16 protein-coding genes are annotated in these 17,352 nt (G+C 67.2%); 3 read left to right on the top strand and 13 right to left on the bottom strand.

Annotated elements, in window-relative coordinates; all coding sequences use genetic code 11:
• Positions 1 to 73: 73 nt before the first annotated feature.
• The gene (locus E3T55_RS03265) at positions 74 to 946 is read right to left on the bottom strand and encodes a shikimate dehydrogenase (RefSeq protein WP_134518142.1); all 873 of its coding nucleotides are present in this window, start codon (positions 944 to 946) and stop codon (positions 74 to 76) included.
• Between the two features lie 234 nt (positions 947 to 1,180).
• On the opposite strand from E3T55_RS03265, the gene E3T55_RS03260 reads away from it, so the two are divergent.
• From E3T55_RS03260 to E3T55_RS03250, 3 genes are all read left to right on the top strand, one after another.
• Positions 1,181 to 2,149 carry a Bug family tripartite tricarboxylate transporter substrate binding protein gene (locus E3T55_RS03260; protein ID WP_134518141.1) on the top strand — a complete coding sequence of 323 codons (969 nt, stop codon included), beginning with the start codon at positions 1,181 to 1,183 and terminating at the stop codon, positions 2,147 to 2,149.
• 90 nt (positions 2,150 to 2,239) lie between these two features.
• On the top strand, positions 2,240 to 2,707 hold the full coding sequence (locus E3T55_RS03255; protein WP_166791659.1) for a tripartite tricarboxylate transporter TctB family protein: 468 nt from the start codon (positions 2,240 to 2,242) through the stop codon (positions 2,705 to 2,707).
• On the top strand, positions 2,704 to 4,233 hold the full coding sequence (locus E3T55_RS03250; protein WP_134518139.1) for a tripartite tricarboxylate transporter permease: 1,530 nt from the start codon (positions 2,704 to 2,706) through the stop codon (positions 4,231 to 4,233). The genes E3T55_RS03255 and E3T55_RS03250 overlap by 4 nt, the downstream gene beginning before the upstream one ends.
• Positions 4,234 to 4,957: 724 nt before the next feature.
• On the opposite strand, the gene E3T55_RS03245 is transcribed toward E3T55_RS03250, so the two are convergent.
• From E3T55_RS03245 to aroQ, 12 genes are all read right to left on the bottom strand, one after another.
• Positions 4,958 to 6,193: an acetyl-CoA C-acetyltransferase gene (locus E3T55_RS03245; RefSeq protein WP_166791658.1), complete on the bottom strand. Its 1,236-nt coding sequence runs from the start codon at positions 6,191 to 6,193 to the stop codon at positions 4,958 to 4,960.
• Complete coding sequence (locus tag E3T55_RS03240) at positions 6,190 to 6,885, bottom strand: 3-oxoacid CoA-transferase subunit B (RefSeq protein WP_134518138.1); 696 nt, start codon at positions 6,883 to 6,885, stop codon at positions 6,190 to 6,192. The genes E3T55_RS03245 and E3T55_RS03240 overlap by 4 nt, the downstream gene beginning before the upstream one ends.
• Positions 6,885 to 7,691, bottom strand: a complete 807-nt coding sequence (locus E3T55_RS03235; RefSeq protein ID WP_134518137.1) for a CoA transferase subunit A — start codon at positions 7,689 to 7,691, stop codon at positions 6,885 to 6,887. Before E3T55_RS03235 ends, E3T55_RS03240 begins: the two co-directional genes overlap by 1 nt.
• Positions 7,692 to 7,703: 12 nt before the next feature.
• Positions 7,704 to 8,960: a bifunctional 3-oxoadipate enol-lactonase/4-carboxymuconolactone decarboxylase PcaDC gene (gene pcaDC, locus E3T55_RS21065; RefSeq protein WP_134518136.1), complete on the bottom strand. Its 1,257-nt coding sequence runs from the start codon at positions 8,958 to 8,960 to the stop codon at positions 7,704 to 7,706.
• The gene (locus tag E3T55_RS03225; protein WP_134518135.1) at positions 8,957 to 10,426 is read right to left on the bottom strand and encodes a lyase family protein; all 1,470 of its coding nucleotides are present in this window, start codon (positions 10,424 to 10,426) and stop codon (positions 8,957 to 8,959) included. Before E3T55_RS03225 ends, pcaDC begins: the two co-directional genes overlap by 4 nt.
• A complete protein-coding gene (gene pcaG, locus E3T55_RS03220; protein WP_134518134.1) occupies positions 10,419 to 11,030 on the bottom strand; it encodes a protocatechuate 3,4-dioxygenase subunit alpha in 612 nt (203 codons plus the stop codon). Before pcaG ends, E3T55_RS03225 begins: the two co-directional genes overlap by 8 nt.
• Positions 11,023 to 11,832 carry a protocatechuate 3,4-dioxygenase subunit beta gene (gene pcaH / locus E3T55_RS03215; protein ID WP_241992826.1) on the bottom strand — a complete coding sequence of 270 codons (810 nt, stop codon included), beginning with the start codon at positions 11,830 to 11,832 and terminating at the stop codon, positions 11,023 to 11,025. The genes pcaG and pcaH overlap by 8 nt, the downstream gene beginning before the upstream one ends.
• Positions 11,833 to 11,905: 73 nt before the next feature.
• Positions 11,906 to 12,613, bottom strand: coding sequence for a TetR/AcrR family transcriptional regulator (locus tag E3T55_RS03210; protein ID WP_241992825.1), 708 nt, complete (start codon positions 12,611 to 12,613; stop codon positions 11,906 to 11,908).
• 4 nt (positions 12,614 to 12,617) lie between these two features.
• Positions 12,618 to 13,985, bottom strand: coding sequence for an MFS transporter (locus E3T55_RS03205; protein WP_134518133.1), 1,368 nt, complete (start codon positions 13,983 to 13,985; stop codon positions 12,618 to 12,620).
• 26 nt (positions 13,986 to 14,011) lie between these two features.
• Positions 14,012 to 15,856 (bottom strand): bifunctional sugar phosphate isomerase/epimerase/4-hydroxyphenylpyruvate dioxygenase family protein, encoded by a 1,845-nt coding sequence (locus tag E3T55_RS03200; RefSeq protein WP_134518132.1) that lies wholly within the window; start codon positions 15,854 to 15,856, stop codon positions 14,012 to 14,014.
• Entirely contained in the window at positions 15,856 to 16,755 is a 900-nt protein-coding gene (locus E3T55_RS03195; RefSeq protein WP_134518131.1) for a shikimate dehydrogenase, read from the bottom strand. The genes E3T55_RS03200 and E3T55_RS03195 overlap by 1 nt, the downstream gene beginning before the upstream one ends.
• Positions 16,752 to 17,249 (bottom strand): type II 3-dehydroquinate dehydratase, encoded by a 498-nt coding sequence (gene aroQ / locus E3T55_RS03190; RefSeq protein ID WP_241992824.1) that lies wholly within the window; start codon positions 17,247 to 17,249, stop codon positions 16,752 to 16,754. The genes E3T55_RS03195 and aroQ overlap by 4 nt, the downstream gene beginning before the upstream one ends.
• Positions 17,250 to 17,352 lie beyond the last annotated feature (103 nt).

Raw genomic sequence — 17,352 nt, 5'->3', positions numbered from 1 at the left:
TGGGCCTCTGCTCGGGTAGTCGTGCGCTGGAAGGTCGTGCCGGAAACGTGCTCGTCTTGACGTTAGACGCTTGTCACTCCCCGCGTGCGATGAGCTCCAGAAAGTGGCGCCGCATGCGTGCGGCATCCGGCACGATGCCCGTGATGAGTTCGAAGGCATCGACCGCCTGGCCGACGGCCATGTGGCCACCGTCGAGCACCCGGCAGCCCGCGGCCTCGGCCGCCACGACCAGCTCGGTGCGCACCGGTCGGTAAATGACGTCCGCCACCCACAGATCGGCGCGCAGCAGATTCACGTCGATCGGACATCCCGGGTGAGAGTGCATGCCGATCGGGGTTGCGTTGACGAGACCATCGGCCGCCGCCACAACCGTCGCGAGCGCAGTCGGAGGCACGGCGAGAACCGTTCGATCGGCAAAGAGTTGCCCCAGCCGGGTGGCCAGATCGGCGGCGCGGGAGGCATCCACGTCAACAAGCGTGAGTGTCATCGCGCCAGCCTTCAGCAGGGCGTAAGCGACGGCCGCCCCTGCTCCCCCTGCCCCGATCTGCACGACGGATGCGAGGTCGGCACCGGGCAGACCGGCGGCGAGTGCTGAGCCGAAACCGGAGTGGTCGGTGTTATGTCCAACGAACTTGTTTTCCCTGATCAAAACTGTATTCACAGCACCAAGGCGGCGGGCATCCGCTGACACCTCATCGAGGTAGGGCAGGGCGAGCTGCTTGCACGGGTGGGTGATGTTGAAGGCATCGAATCCCAGGTCACGGCCTTCGTGAAGAATGTCGCCGACATCCTCGGCGGGTCGCCGGATGGCCGTCAGATCGACGGGTCGATACACGTAGCTCAACCCGTGGTGCTCGGCTTCACGTTCATGCAGCGGTGACGACAGCGAGTGGGTAATTCCCTCGCCGATCAGGCCCACTAAAAAGGATTTTCGGATGGCGCTCATGGTTCTGCCTCTCGGATCGTGAACCGCTGCGCGAGCGTCACTGCTCACGACTGGCGGCCTGTGACGTTTGCGATGGGGCCGCGTAGTGGGCTAGATTACGTGATCAGCCCGGTAACGCACAAATGTGCGTCTAGCGCACAAAATGCCTCACCGGGCTGACGGTTCACAGCAGAACACACCGCACTTTCCGACCCTCGAGGGTCGATGACTGCAATATTCGAAGGAGAATAGCGCGTGAAAAACAAGCTTCGTTCACTGGCCCTCGGGGCCGTTACCGTATTGGCGTTGACCGGATGTGCCTCGGGCCAACAGGCCGCCGACGGCGAATATCCATCCCAGGACATCCGCCTCGTCGTGCCCTGGTCAGCAGGCGGCTCGGGCGATCTGACCGCACGCAGCCTGGCTCCGCTGCTCGAGGCCGACCTGGGCGCGAGCATCATCGTCGAGAACCGGCCCGGCGCCAACGGCTCCGTAGGGTACAACTGGCTCAAGGACCAGGATCCCGACGGCTACAGCCTGGCCGTGATGGGCGTCGAGGTCGCCATCCTGCAGTTCCAGAACTATGACGTCGATCCGGGTGACTTCATTCCGATCGGCCAGGCGTCATCGGGCCCCGGCGCCATCGCGGTTCCCGTCGACAGCCCCTACGAGAGCCTGCAGGACCTGATCGCCGACGCGAAAGCCAACCCGGGCGACGTCACCTTCTCGAGCCCGGGAGTCGGGTCCGTCTGGGACTCGACCGTTCAGGGCTTTCAGGAGCTGGCCGGGATCGAACTGAAGAACGTTCCCTACGACGGCTCGGCCCCCGCGGTTGCGGGAGCAGCCGCCGGTGACGTGGACTTCTCAACGGACGGAATCGGCAACCAGAAGATTCAGGTGGATGCCGGCAAGCTGCGCTACCTGGCCATGCTGACGGACGAGCGCGACCCGAACAACCCCGATGTGCCGACGGCAAAGGAGCAGGGCATCGACCTGCAGAATGCGTCCTGGATCGGCGTCATGGCGCCCGCCGGAACCCCCGACGACATCGTGCAGGCTCTCTCGAGCGCACTCGCCACGGCCGTGAACGACCCGGCCTACATCAAGATCATGGAAGCGGCCAACCAGTTGCCGTTCCAGCGTGACTCGGCCGAGATGTCCACCTTCATCGAGCAGGAAGCCGTACGCTACGGCCCGTGGATTGAACTCGCGCAGGGCGACTAGGGCCATCCACTCGTGAAAGAGATCATCGTGACGGCTCAGTCGTCAGTCGAAAGTCAGTCGTCAGTCGGCCAGCCGACAGCTCTGCCGACCGTGTCGGACGCTCTCGTGACGGGCCGGTCGTATCGCCTGCGGGAACTCGTTCCCGTGGCGACCTGCATCGGTTTCGGAATCGGTGTTCTGGTCTTTGCCCAGGACATCAATTCCCAGGTCGGAGTCGAGCTGGGGCCGGCGTTCTGGCCGTCCATGCTCGGCTACAGCCTGATCGTATTCGGGGCGTTGCTCGTCTTCGTCAACGTGCTGCGGGGCGTACGCCCCGCCGACATCCCTGATCCGCTCAACGGCTGGGGCGTCAGCAGATTCTGCGCCACGGCCATGCTGCTGGTCGGCTACGTGTTGCTCTGGAACGTTCTGCAGTTCTGGCTGATCACCTTCGTCGTCTCCCTGGCGCTGACCGCGCTCTACGGGGCCCGGGGCTGGAAAGCGGTGCTCGCTTTCCCCGCCCTCGTGTCCGTCATCCTCCACATCCTCTTCGTTCTGGTATTGCGGGTTCCCCTATGATCAACATTCTTGCGTCCCCGGTCACCGACGGCATTTTGGCCGTTCTGCAGCCCGACACCCTGATCTATATCGTTCTCGGTATCTGCATCGGCATGCTGGTCGGCGCCTTCCCCGGCGTCACGGCCACCATGGCCATCGCCCTGGCCAGCGGATTCACGCTGACGCTGGAGCCCACACAGGGCCTTGCCGTGCTGCTGACCATCTATGTGGCCGCACAGTTCGGCGACCGGGTGCCGGCGATCCTGCTGAACACGCCGGGAACGCCGTCCTCGATCTCGACGACCTTTGACGGATATCCGCTCGCCCTGCAGGGCAAGGCGGGGCTCGCGCTGACGACCTCGGCCTTCGGCTCGGCCGTCGGCATGATCTTCGGCATCGCGATCCTCGCGATCGCCGCGGTTCCGCTGTCGGCTTTCGCCATGCAGTTCGGTCCGCCGGAAATGTTCGCCCTGGTCGTCTTCGGACTCACCATGATGGTCGGAGTCTCCTCGGGCCGCATCATCAAGGGTCTCGCTGCGGGAGCCTTCGGTCTCGTACTCTCGACCGTGGGCCGCGATCCGATCACGGGCGACCCGCGGTTCACCTTCGGTATCCTCGAGCTCAACGGCGGCATCCCCTTCATCGCCGTGATCATTGGCTTCTTCGGCGTCGCCGAGGTACTCAACCAGATCATCACCCGGCACAAACAGCATCACGCCAAGCCCGTCACCCAGATGGGCCAGTGGATGCCCGACGCCCAGCTCATGCGCCGCCTCGCCAAGCCGATGGGTATCGGCGCCGTGACCGGTTCAGTCGTTGGCCTCGTACCCGCCGTCGGCGGCGACATTGCCGGCATCATCGCGTGGGACAACGCCAAGAAGACCTCGAAGCACAAGGAAGAGTTCGGAAAGGGATCATTCGAGGGACTCACCGCCGGGGACACCTCCAGCACCGCCACACTCGGCGGCAGCGTGGCCACCACGATGGCCCTCGGCGTGCCTGGGGACTCCGTCATGGCGGTCATGATCGGCTCCATGATGATCTGGGGAATTCAACCCGGACCGGCCCTGTTCAGCACGAACCCCGACCTGATCTCATCACTCGTGACCATCATGCTGATCGCTACCGTGCTCACCCTGGTGCTCAGCCTGCTGCGCATGCGCGGCATGGTGAAGCTGCTTGAACTGCCCAGCCGGTACTTGTGGGTCATCATTCTGATCTTCTGCATGGTGGGGACGTACTCGGTCAGCAACAGCGTCTTCGACGTGTTCACCATGATGATCGCGAGCCTGGTCGGGCTGTTCATGCTGCGCTTTGGGTTTCCGGCCGGCCCGGCGGTACTCGGGCTTATCCTCGGCCCCCTGGCCGAATCGAACCTGCGCCGCGCCCTGATCATCGACGGCTGGGCATCCATCTTCACGAGCCCGATCGCGGTGATCCTGCTGCTGATCGCCCTCAGCGCACTGATTCTGCCGCCGCTTCGCGGTCTCGTGCAGCGACGCAAGAACGCCAGCAAGGGTTCGGACCTGCCGTCCATGGTGCCCTAACCCGCGCCAGCTGCCGCACACAACACACCGCGCGTGGGCGGGACGGCCCCAGGCCGTCCCGCCCTCAACTCTGCCCGTGTGTGTGTACCATTCGACGGAAGATCAGCGCTGACACCCCCATGTCCGGACCGGAATCGGCTGCCGGAGCGTCAGACACCGTCGAATGGTACGGGCACGGGCGGCCAGTGGCGCGGGACGGGTGAAGGTGGCCGTGTCGGTGGGGTGGCGTCGGGCGCAGGTTCGCTAGTTGCCATGAGGGTCGTGAGACACATCGTGGCGCCGGCGCAACCCCCGCGCAGCGAACGCCCCCACACCCCCTGCCGGGAGCTGCGCGGGTAGTGCGCCGCTGCGCGGGAGGCGTGCCACCCGCGCAGCGGCGCAGCACCCGCGCAGCTCCACCCCGGCCTCCCGGCAGGGTGGCGCAACTCCCGCGCAGCGGCGCAGCACCCGCGCAGCTCCACCCCGACTTCCCGGCAGGGTGGCGTAGCACCCGCGCAGCGGCGCAGCGGCGCCGGTTGTCGAGCCGGTCGAGACACCCGCGCAGCGAAGAGCCCCGCCACTGCCCCCACCCGCCGACATCAACACCCACCTCGTGTCTCAGTCAGGTTGACAACTACCGGTTCACGACGCGGGCGCAGGTTCTACCCTGCGCCCGCGTAACGACGGTGCGCCCGGAGGCCCACGCGGCGCGGCAGCCGGGGTCGGCGGGCGCGCAGGGGTCGGGTTAGACGCGTTCCCAGATGGCGGCGAGGCCCTGGCCGCCGCCGATGCACATGGTCTCGAGCAAAAACTGACCGTCTGTGCGCTGCAGGTGCCGCGCGGCGGTCGCGAGAATACGGGCGCCGGTCGCTCCGACCGGGTGCCCGAGCGAGATGCCCGAACCGTTCACGTTGGTGCGTTCCCAATCCGCGTCGGTGAAGTTCCATTCCCGGCTGACGGCGAGCACCTGCGCGGCGAAGGCCTCGTTGAGCTCGATCAGGTCGATGTCCGCCAGGCTCAGGCCAGCGCGTTCGAGCGCGAGCTTCGTCGCCGGCACCGGCCCGAGGCCCATCCGGCTGGGCTCGACGCCGGCGCGCGCCCAGGACGCGAGGCGCACGAGCGGGGTGAGGCCGAGTTCGGCGGCGCGTTCCGGGGTCGTCACGATGCACGCCGCGGCCGCATCGTTCTGCCCGCTCGCGTTGCCGGCGGTGACGGTCGCGGCGGCATCCGCTTTGCCGAGGATGGGCTTCAGGCCGGCGAGGGCCTCGAGCGTCGTCGCGCGCGGAGTCTCGTCGACCGAGACGATCGTGGGGCCCTTGCGGCCGGGCACGGTGACGGGCACGATCTCGTCGGTGAAGAGGCCAGCGGCGACGGATGCCAACGCCCGGCGCTGCGATTCGACCGCCAGGCGGTCCTGCTCCTCACGGCCGAGCCCGTAGTCGCGGCGCAGGTTCTCGGCAGTCTCGAGCATGCCGCCCGGCACCGGAAAACGGCGACCGCCGGCGGTTTCGCGGCCACGGCCGAGCGCATCACGCAGCAGCATTCCGGCCGTTCCGCCGACACCCCAGCGGGAATCCACGGTATAGAAGGGAGCCTGACTCATCACGTCGACGCCGCCGGCGATCGCTAGGTCGCTGACCCCGGTCTGCACCTGCATCGCGGCGTCGAGCACGGCCTGCAATCCGCTGCCGCAGCGGCGGTCGACCTGCACGCCCCCGACGGTGACCGGGAGCCCCGCGTTGAGGGCGGCGACGCGGGCGACCGGGGCGGCTTCGGCCGTGGGGTAGGCCTGGCCGAAGATCACGTCATCGACGAAGGCGCCGTCGAGTCCGGTGCGTTCGATGAGCGCGGCGATGACCGCCGCGGCGAGATCGGCCGGCGCGACGGTCTTGAACGCGCCGCCGAACCGGCCGATCGGGGTGCGCACCGGCTCACAGATGACGACCTCGCGCAGGGCTGTGGGGGTTCTGGTACTCGTCATGCGGCAACTCCGTCATCGGTGCTGGTGGGATCGATCATGGTGCGAATGGTCAGCGGCGTGGCCGGCACCAACAGGGGCGCCTCGGTCGCGGCCTGCACCTCATCAACGCTGACGCCGGGCGCGAGTTCACTCAGCACGAGACCCTCGGGGGTGATGTCGATCACGGCGAGGTCGGTGATGATGCGCGTCACCACGGCCTTCCCGGTCAGGGGCAGGTCGCAGACGGTCTTGATCTTGTGTTCGCCGGTCTTGGTGACATGTTCCATGACCACGATCACGGTGTCGGCGCCGTGCACGAGATCCATCGCACCGCCCATGCCCTTGATCATCTTGCCCGGCACCGCCCAGTTCGCGATGTCCCCGGCCACGCTCACCTGCATCGCGCCGAGCACGGCAACGTCGATCATGCCGCCGCGAATCATGCCGAAGCTCTGCGCCGAGTCAAAGTACGCCGCCCCCGCATTCACGGTCACGGTCTCCTTGCCGGCATTGATCAGTTTCGGATCGGCCTCGCCCTCCCACGGATACGGGCCCACCCCCAGCACCCCGTTCTCGGAGTGCAGCACGACGTGCACACCATCCGGCAGAAAGTTCGGGATGAGCGTCGGCAATCCAATGCCCAAATTGACATACGAATCCGCGGCGAGCTCCTGGGCGGCGCGCGCGGCCATCTGGTTACGGGTGAGGGCCATCAGTTCGCTCCATTCACGGTCGCGGCAGCGGATGCCGGGCGCGGCCGGGTCGTGGTCTTCTCGATCGGCAGGTCGGCGGCATCCGCTGCGCCGAGCTGCACGATGCGGTTCACATAGATGCCGGGCAGATGCACCTGGTCAGGGTCGATCTCGCCGGGTTCGACGAGTTCGTCGACCTCGGCGATCGTGATGCGGCCGGCCATACCGGCCACCGGGTTGAAGTTGCGAGCCGACTTCTCGAACACCAGATTGCCGTGCCGGTCACCCTTCGCGGCACGCACGAAGGCATAGTCGGTGACGATCGCCTCTTCGAGCACGTACTCCTTCTCACTGCCCAGCGACGAGATCAGCCGGGTCTCTTTCGGCGGCGACGACACCACCACCTCACCATCCGGGCCGTAGCGCCACGGCAGTCCGCCCTCGGCGACCATGGTGCCCACCCCACTCGCGGTGAAGAACGCCGGAATTCCGGTACCACCGGCACGCAGACGCTCGGCCAGGGTGCCCTGCGGGGTCAGCTCTACCTCGAGCTCACCGCCGAGGTAGCGGCGGGCGAAGTCCTTGTTCTCACCGATATACGACGCAATGACCCGGCTGATACGGCCCTCACGCAGCAACTCACCGAGGCCCCAACCATCAACACCACAGTTGTTGCTCACCACATGCAGGCCCGTGGTGCCCTGCGCGAGCAACGCCCGAATCAACACGATCGGCACCCCCACCAGCCCGAACCCGCCGACGGCAATGGACGCCCCATCGGGAATATCGGCAACCGCGGCGGCCGCAGAAGAAAAAGTCTTATCCATGGAACGATGTCCTTAGTTCGTGGCGGGCAGGTCGGCCGGAAGAGCGGCACCAGCGGCGTCGAGATCGGCGAAGGTCTCGCGGGCGATCGCGAAGGCCGCGTTCGCGGCCGGCACTCCGGCGTAGATTGCGGTGTGCAGTATCGCTTCGCTGATCTCGGCGCGGCTGAGCCCGTTGGTCAGGGCGGCGCGCACGTGCATCGCCAGTTCGCCCTCATGGCCGCCGGTGACGAGGGCCGCGATCGTGAGAAAACTGCGGGTGCGGCGATCAAGTCCCGGACGGGTCCAGATCTCGCCCCAGGCGTAGCGGGTGATGAAATCCTGAAAATCGGCGGTTTCCGGGGTGATCGCCGCGGTCGCCCGGTCCACGTGCGCATCGCCGAGCACCTCGCGCCGCACGACCATGCCGGCGTCATAAACGCTGTCACGCTGCACGGGAGTATTCGGCGCTGGTGTATTCAGCACTGGTGTATTCAGCACTGCGGCGAGCGGCGTCGGCGCGATGAGCGGCAGCAGCAGCGCGGCGAGGGCTTCGGGGCGCTCGAGGGAGGGAAGGTGCGCGGCCTCGGCCACTTCGGCGACCTGCGCGGTGGGCATCCGCTCGCCGAGCTGCCGCATCGATGCGGTCGAGATGACCTGGTCAAGCGCGCCGGCGACCAGCAGGGTCGGTGTGCGGATGCCGCCCACGGCATCCGTCACATCGAAACCGGCGAGCGCTTCGCAGCAGCGTGCATAGGACTCGTCGTCGATGTCCATGAGCGTGTGCAGGGCGGCCGATCCGCTTCCCGGGTCGCGCTCGAGAAAGCCCGGAGCGAACCAGCGTTCGGCGCTGCCGACGATGAGGGCCGGGGTGCCGCTCGCGCGCACCTGGGCGGCGCGGGTGAGCCAGCCCTCCGGCGTGCCGACGACGGATCCGGAGCAGATCACGGCGAGACTCGTCAGGCGCTGCGGGTAGTCGAGGGCGAGCTGCAGCCCGACGGCACCACCGAGCGAGATGCCCGCGTAGTGAAAATCGCCGCCGCCGACCGCGTCGACGAGGTCGATCACCGCGGCCGCGAGGTCGGCCACGGTGAAGGCGTCTGTCGCGGCGGGGCTCATGCCGTGGCCGGGCAGGTCGAAGCGCAGCACCCGGTGGGTCTGGCTGAGCGTGGCAACGAGGCCGGCCCACAGGGCCGTCGTGGTGCCCAGCGAGGGGCCCAGCACGAGCAGGGGTGCGTCGCCCGCGCCGCTGAGTGCCGGGTCGAGCGTGCAAAGCAGGGTGGGATGGCTCATGGTCTGGATATCCTTGCTGTATCGACGGTGGTGAGTAGTGTGCCGGCGCCGTGCCGGGCCAGCACGCGGTCGATGCCCGCGCCGGACTGACCGAGATCACCGGCGTAGTCGAAGGCCGCCCAGGCGCGGGCCCGCAGGGACTCATCGGCACCCTCGGCGGAGAGCATGCCCGAGAGCACGATCTGCAGGGGCCGGTGGGTAAGAAAGGCTTCCTCGGAGGCCCGCTGAACCAGCCCGAAGGCGGTGGTCTTGCCGAGCGCCTCGGCGAGCACCGTTGTGACCCGTTCGCTGAAGATGAGGCCGTCAGTCAGGTCGAGGTTGCCACGCATCCGCTCGGCATCGACATCGAGGCGGTCGGCCAACGAGGCGGCGCCGGTCGCCGCGGCCACGGCGAGGCGTTCCAACTCGCGCAGGGGCGGCCACTCGGCGTGCCAGGCCCCGCTCGGGCGCTGGTCCTCTGTCAGCAGGGAGCCATACAGCGTCGCCAGCAGGCCCGGCGCCTGTCGGGCGGCCGCGACGACAAGAACCGCCGTGACCGGGTTGCGCTTGTGCGGCATGGCGGAGGAACCCCCCTCGCCCGCCCCGAGCCGTTCGGAAAGTTCGGCGATCTCGGTACGGGAGAGTACCGAGACGTCGAGGGCGAAAGAGCCCACAACGCCGATCGCGGCGGCCAGCGCGGAGCCGAGGTCGGTGACCGGCAGCCGGTTGGTGTGCCAGGCCAGGCTTGGAACGGCCAAGCCGAGTCGACCGGCGAAATCGCGCAGCACGTCGTGCACGATGTTGTCGGTGTGGGCGCGGTCGGCGTGGGCGCGATCGGATGCGCGGCGGGTGCGGGCAATTTCGGTGAGCACCGACAGGTTGCCGACCGCACCGCCGAACTGCACGGGCAGGCCTACGGTGACCGATTCAAGGCGCGCGCTGGCCGCCAGTACGGCGTCAAGCCAGCCGGCCGCGACGAAACCAAAGCTTGTCGGCGACGCCTGCTGCCCAAGTGTACGGCCGGCCATGACCGTGTCGCGGTGGTCTCTGGCGAGCCCGGCGAGGGCGCCGGCGAACCCGGCGAGTTGGGCGTGAACCTCCGCGGCGACCCGGCTGCCGACGAGCATGGCCGCCGTGTCGAGTATGTCCTGGCTCGTTGCGCCCACGTGAATGTGGTCGGATGCGCCCGGGTACTGCCGTTCGGCGGCCGCCGCCAGGTGCTTCACGAGCGGAATGACGGGGTTGCCGCCGCCACGTCCGGCCGCGGCGATGGCCGCCAGATCGAGAGTGGCTGCATCCGTCAGCGCGTCACAGACCGGGAACATCCAGTCGGGGGCGAGACCAGCCGCCACGAGCGAGCGGGTCAGAGCGAGCTCGGTGTCGACGAGGGCCTGCAGCCAGGCCCGATCCCCGGTCAGCGCGGCGGCCCGGGTGCCCGCGTCGAGCGGACTCAGCAGACCGAAGTCCGTGCCCAGGGCCTCAGGCATCGAAGTCCAGGAAGACGGTCTCGTTTTCGCCCTGCAGACGGATGTCGAAACGGTACGACGGCGTTCCGGCGATGGCGGGTTCGGCGATGCTAATCAGGGTGCCGCGGCGATCGGCCGGCACCGTGGTGAGAACGGGGTCGCTCGCGTGCAGCGCGGAATCCTCGGGAAAATACGCCCGGGTGAAGAGGTGGTGGGTGACGCCGCGGGCGAAAACGGTCACCAGGACGTACGGCGCGCGACCGGCAACCGAACCCGGCTTGACGGTCGTAAACGTGTATTCGCCGGCGATGCTGGTCGGGGCGCGGCCGAAGCCGGTGAAGGTAAAGCCATCGCGGTCACAGCTGCCGAGCTTCTGCACGAGGGTTCCGGTCTCGTCTGCCTGCCAGACTTCGAGCAGGGCATCAAGAATGGGTTGCCCGGCGCCATCCGTCACCGTGCCGTGAAAGCGGATGGCGTGCGGGTGGTGGCCGGGAACGAGCTGAGGACCGCGCTCGTAGGGCAGGGCATACCCGTAGAAGGGGCCGACCGTCTGTGAGGGCGTCTGCAGGGCCGGTGCCTGCACGTTGTTGCGAACGGTGTCCTGCACGGTGCCTAAATCAGTCATGGGCTTCTTCGCTTTCCATCCAGGTCGATTTCGGGCCGGTGAGCACGATGTCCCAGCGGTAGCCGAGCGAGAATTCGGGCACGCTCAGGCTGTGGTCATACGCTCCGACGAGCCGTGCGCGGGCAGCCGGGTCGGCAATCGACTGATAGATCGGGTCGAGGGCGAAGAGCGGGTCGCCGGGAAAATACATCTGAGTGATCAGTCGCTGCGTGAACGCGGTTCCGAACAGTGAGAAGTGGATGTGCGCCGGCCGCCAGGCGTTCACATGGTTCTTCCACGGGTAGGGGCCCGGCTTGATCGTGGTGAAGGAGTACTCGCCGTTGTCGCCCGTGATGACGCGGCCGACGCCGGTGAAGTTCGGATCGAGCGGAGCCGGGTGCTGGTCGCGTTTGTGCACGTAGCGACCGCCGGCGTTGGCCTGCCAGAGCTCCACGAGTTGGTGCCGCACCGGGCGACCCTCGCCGTCGAGCACCCGGCCTCCGACGGTCATCCGTTCACCGATCGGTTCGCCGGAGTGCTGAATGGTGAGGTCGCTCTCGAGGGAGTTGACGTCGGTGTGACCGAAAGCCGGCGAGACGCGTTCGACCTCTTCCGGGTCGACGCGCACGAGCTCGTGGGTGGGGTGACGCAGCAGCGAGCTGCGGTACGGCGCGTAGTCCCGGCGGGGGTGCAGCTCGGGCGAGCCGCCCCGGGCGACGCGGGCTGCGGCATCCGTTTCGATCGCGATCATCTCGGCGGTGATGGAATCCTGGGATTCGCGGCCCGAACCCCTGGCGGGGGCCGAACGGATGTCGTGGGGCACGGATTCTCCTAGCAACGGTGACAGGTGGATGTTTCGAGTGTGGCGGACGATCCGCAGGGCCGGACCGAAACTTCTACTCAGTGGAAGTTTGTTGTTCCCTGGTCGATTGCGGCGGCACCAGATCGGGGCGGTGAAGGTCGGTCATGGTCGCGACGATCATGTCTCCGACGAGCCGCCGATAGTACGAGTGCCGCTCGGGTTCGAGCAGGTCACGGCCGAAGAGGGTGCGAAACGTGTAGCGGTTGGCGACGTGGAACACGCAGTAGGCGCTGATCATGGCGTGCAGGTCGAGGGCATCGATGTCGGTGCGAAACTCACCCGCGGCGATGCCACGACGCAGCAGACCGTCGAGGGTGTCGATCGCGGTGGAGTTGAGATCGTGGATGATCGTCGACTGGCTAATGTGTTGCGCTCGGTGAATGTTTTCGATGTTCACGAGGCGAATGAAATCCGGATGGCTCGTGTGGTGGTCATAGGTGAACTCGGCGAGCGCCCGTAACCCGTCGACCGGAGACAGGCCGGCAACATCGAGCTCACGCTCAACCGTGCGAATGAGCGCGTAGGCCTTCTCGAGGACCTGCAGGTACAGGCCCTCTTTCGACTCGAAATAGTAGTAGATCATGCGCTTGGTCGTTCGGGTCAGCTCCGCTATGCGATCGACGCGGGCCCCCGCGAAGCCGCTCGCGGCGAACTCCGCGGTGGCGACCTCGAGAATTTCACGCTTGGTGCGCTCGGGATCGCGTCGCTGTGCGCCCTCGGCCGTGACGATCGCGGACATCATTCCCCTAGTGTGTCACCCGGGAGCGCTGCGGGGCCGGAGCCGCGCTTCTCTGCCCGAGCTCGTTCATCGGCACCCGAAATGTTTCCTTGGCCGTTGCTACGGCAATCACGTTGATGAGGCAGATCACCGCGGTGATCACGGCGACGATCAGCCAGGCGTTGGGGCCGTCTCCAGCCGCGGCGATCGCGATCGTCGGTGCAAAACCGGCCACCGCGAAACCGATCTGGGTGCCGATGGCCATTCCGGAGAGTCGCACGGCGGCGGGGAACATTTCGGCGTAGAAGGCGGGCCAGACGGCCGAGGTGGCCGTGTAGATAAAGCCGAACATTCCGATGCCCACGATGAAGATCAGTGGGTAGTTCGCGATCGAGATGGCATACAGGTAAACAAACATGAGCGCGGCCGAGCCCAGGGACCCGGCGATGAAGACGGGTTTGCGGCCGACCCGGTCGGAGAGCATGGCCCAGAGCGGGATGGTTCCGAGCGCGGCCACGTTGGCGAGCACCCCCACCCACAGCATGGTGGTGCGGTCGAGCCCCACGGTATTCACGGCGAAGCTCAGTGCGTAGACCGTGAAGATGGTGCTGACCGACGCGATCAGGGCCGCGGCGATGACCCGCAGCACTCCTCGCCAGTGATCGCGGAACAGCACGCGAACGGGCACCTCGGCGACGTCGCCGCCGGCGACCTCCGCGGTAAAGACCGGGGTCTCGTCGAGGGTGCGGCGGATGAGAAAGGCAACCACGATCACGATGGCGCTGATCCAGAATGGGATGCGCCAGCCCCAGCTCAGCAGGTCGGCCTCGGGCAGCAGCGCTACCGGAATGAAGACAGCGGTGGCGAAGATCTGGCCGGCCTGGGTGCCGCTGAGCGTGAAGCTCGTGAAGAACGCGCGGCGGTGGTCGGGGGCGTGTTCCATCGACATGGAGTTGGCGCCGGCCTGTTCGCCGCCGGCCGAGAAGCCCTGGGCGAGGCGCAGCAGCACGAGCAGGATCGGCGCCGCAACGCCGATCTGCTCGTAGCTTGGCAGGAATCCGACCAGCACGGTCGAGATTCCCATGAGCAGCACGGTGAAGACGAGCACCTTCTTGCGACCAACGGTATCGCCGAGGTGACCGAGCACGAGGGCGCCGATCGGCCGGGCCAGGTAGCCCACGCCAAAGGTGGCCAGGGCCAGCAGGGTTCCGGCGAGCGGATTGGTGTCGGGAAAGAAGACCCGGCCAAAGACGAGAGCGGCGGCGGTTCCGTAAATGAAGAAGTCGTAGTACTCGAGGGCGCTGCCGATCCAGGCGGCCGCCGCCGCTCGGCGGGGGTTGGCCGTGGTGACGGCGGGAGCGCTGCCCGGAGTGGGCGCGGTTGAACGAGGGGTCATCATTGATCCTTTTCTATTGGGGGAGATTAATCTGTGTGCTGCTGACGTTCCTCGGCACGCTGAGCGGCGAGCCGCACGGGGGCATTGGCCGCTCCGTAGCCGTCATAGCCGCCGGTGCGCTGCACGATTTCGAAGAAGACCTGGCCAACGGGCATCGTGTAGACGTGCAGAAAGTCGCCGTGCTCGTCACGGTCGAAGAGAATCTCGTGGGCCCGCAAGGTCTCGATGACCTCGCTGCCGAGGTCGAGGCGGGCGTCGAGGTCGTCATAGTAGTTCTGCGGAATCGGCAGCAGGCGAGCACCGCGGGCTCGCAGTGCGGTCACCGTGGCAATCAGATCATCGGTGTGCAGCGCGACATGGTTGGGGTAGACATCCATCACGCCCGGCTGCACCGGCGTCACATTGAGCGCCAGACGGATGCCGCGGTCGGCGGTGACGAGGCTGCGGCTTCGCACGAGTCCTGCTTCGCCAGCGAGGTCGAGACCGTCGGAAACAACGAGGCCGAGGATGCTCTGGTAGAACAAGACGGCCTCATCGGCACGTTGCCAGGGCTGCACGAGGGCGACGTGGTCGACGTGGGTGATGCCGGTCGACGGTCCCGAAGCTGGATCGGGGTCGGCCGGGCCGAATTCGCTGAGCCAGCTCGGGGTGTCGCCGTCGCGTTCGCTGAAATACACCTCGGTGCCGTCGGGGGTCAGGATTCCGTCGAGCACGTCTTCGTCGCAGGCGCGGTCGCGGGGCAGCAGATGCGAGCGCAGTGCCACGGCGCGGGCGGATGCCCGCTGCACGTTGGTGACCTCGAAGCCGAGCGCCGCGACCTGCGGTTGCGGGCCCGTGAGGTCATGGTTGACGACCACGTGCACGTCGTTCTGCGACCAGAGTTCGGCGTTCTTGCGCTGGTGCTTGCCTCGCGGCGTGAAGCCGAGCTGATTGAGGGTCACGTCGACCGCGGTTCCGGTGCCCGGCTGCAGCTCGATGAAGCTGAAGCCACGGCTCGCATCGACGGTCGGCAGCCCCGTCAGCAGGTCGGGTCTCCCCGCTGACGGGGCTGGCAGCCGCGCCGCGCGGGCGGCATCCTCGAGTACGACGAGCGAGCGGCGAGCGTCGCGAGCGGTGACCCAGGGGTCGCCCTGCCGAAACACGTCGTTGAAGACCTCGAGCGAGAGCGGTCCCTGATAGCCGGCGTGCACGAGACGGGCCACGAAATCGGCGAGGTCCCAGTTGCCCTCCCCCGGAAACAGCCGGTAGTGCCGGCTCCAACTGAGTACATCGAGGTTCATGAGCGGAGCATCCGCGAGCTGGCAGAAGAAGATCTTCTCCCCGGGGATGGTCGCGATGGCGTCGAGGTCGCTGCCGCGGGACAGAATGTGAAAGCTGTCGAGGCAGACCCCGAGGGCCGGGTGGTCGATCTGCTTCACGAGGTTCCAGGCGTGGTCATAGGTGGAGACGAATTTTCCCCAGGCCAGGGCCTCGTAGGCGACGCGCACGCCGTTCGCGTCCGCCAGCGCGGCGAGGGCGCCGAGCTGGTCGATGGCGAGGGCATCGCCCGGCAGGCTGGCCGTGCCCACGTTCGAGCAGAGCAGCATGGTGTCGATGCCGAGCCGGTTCATCAGCCTGAACTTGTGTTCGGCTCGGCGCAGGTTGCGCGCGAATTGGTCGGGCGTGACGCCTTCGAAGTCCCGAAAGGGCTGGTACAGGTCGATCGAGAGTCCGAGATCGGTGGAGCGCGAGACGACATCTTCCGGCGACAGCCGGCTCGTCACGAGGTCAAGCTCGAAGAGTTCGTAGCCGTCGAATCCGGCGTCGGCGATCGCGGTGAGCTTGTCGCCGAGCGACCCGCTGATGCACACGGTTGCGATGGAGGAGCGCATCAGGCCCGCCCGCCCGCTGCGGCGGCTGCGAGAGCCGCATCGTCACCCAGCAGCTGCAGAAAGTGGGCACGCATGCGGTCGGCATCGGGTTCGGTGCCCGTGATCAAACGGATGCTGTCGGCGGCCTGGCCCACCGCCATCCGTCCTCCGTCGAGCACCTCATGGCCGAGCCTCCGAGCGGTGGCGAGCAGTTCGGTGTCGATCGGGCGGTACACGATGTCGGCGACCCAGGCGGCTGTGGCGAGTGCTGTCACGTCGAAGGGCAGGCCGGGGTGTTCCTTCATGCCGGTCGGGGTGGCGTGCACAACACCATCGGCGGTGGCGAGGTCATCGCTGAGCATCTGCGGGGTGCTCGCGAGCACGTCCTGGCCTGGGAAAAGGGGCGCGTAGCGGTCGACGAGGGCCTGGGCACGCTCGGGGAGCACGTCGACAATGGCGAGACGACGCACGCCCAGGGTGAGCAGTGCGTAGGCGGTCGCGGAGCCGGCACCGCCGGACCCGAACTGCACGATGCGGTCACGGCCGGCCTCCGGAAGGCCGGCCAGCAGGGCGGAGCGGAATCCCGTCCAGTCGGTGTTGTGCCCGATGAAGCGGCCGTTCCGAATGAGCACGAGATTGACGGCACCCATGTGCTCGGCCGCGGGATCGAGTTCATCGAGAAACGGGATCACGAGCTGCTTGCAGGGGTGGGTCACGTTGAGTGCGGCGAACCCTGCATCTCGGGACTCGGCGAGCAGGGCACCGACGTCGCGCGGCGACCGGTCGAGCTCAAGCAGGTCGAGGGTGCGGTAGTCGTAGTCGAAGCCCAGGTGGCGCCCCTCACGCTCGTGCATCGGCGGGGTCAGCGAGGCCGTGATGCCCTCGCCGATGAGGCCGACAAGAAAGCCGGTCGCGGTCATGCTGAGGTCGCTTCGTGCGCGGCGGTGCGGCCCGCGAGCAACTCGAGGGCGAAGACATAGCCGAGCGGCCCGGCGCCGACGATCACGGCCTCGGCGAGGTCGGAGAGGTAGGAGTGGTGGCGGAACGCTTCGCGGGCGTGCACATTGGTGAGGTGCACCTCGACCATCGGCAGGGCCACGGCCGCAATCGCATCGCGCAGGGCGACCGAGGTGTGGGTGAATGCGCCCGCGTTGATGATGATGCCGGAGGCCCGTCCGCGGGCCGCGTGGATCGCGTCGATCAGTACGCCCTCGTGGTTACTCTGCACGAACTCCGTGCGCACGGCGAGCCGGGTGGCTGCGACCGTGATTCGCTGTTCGACATCGGCGAGCGTCTCGGTGCCGTAGGTGCCCGGTTCGCGGGTACCGAGCAGGTTGAGATTGGGCCCGTTCACGACGAGAACGAGGGGAAGGCCGGCGGAGTGCGGCAGGTCTGATCGATCCGAAATCATCATTGATTCTTGTCCTTGGTCTCGGTCCTGGTCGCTCGCGCGATTCAGTACGTACTAGTTAGTACATTGTGAAACCTCAGATCGTTCCTGTCAAGAGCATCCTCCG

It is taken from the genome of Cryobacterium frigoriphilum, from assembly GCF_004403305.1.
Lineage (GTDB): Bacteria > Actinomycetota > Actinomycetes > Actinomycetales > Microbacteriaceae > Cryobacterium > Cryobacterium frigoriphilum.
This window is presented reverse-complemented; position numbering and strand designations above follow the sequence as displayed.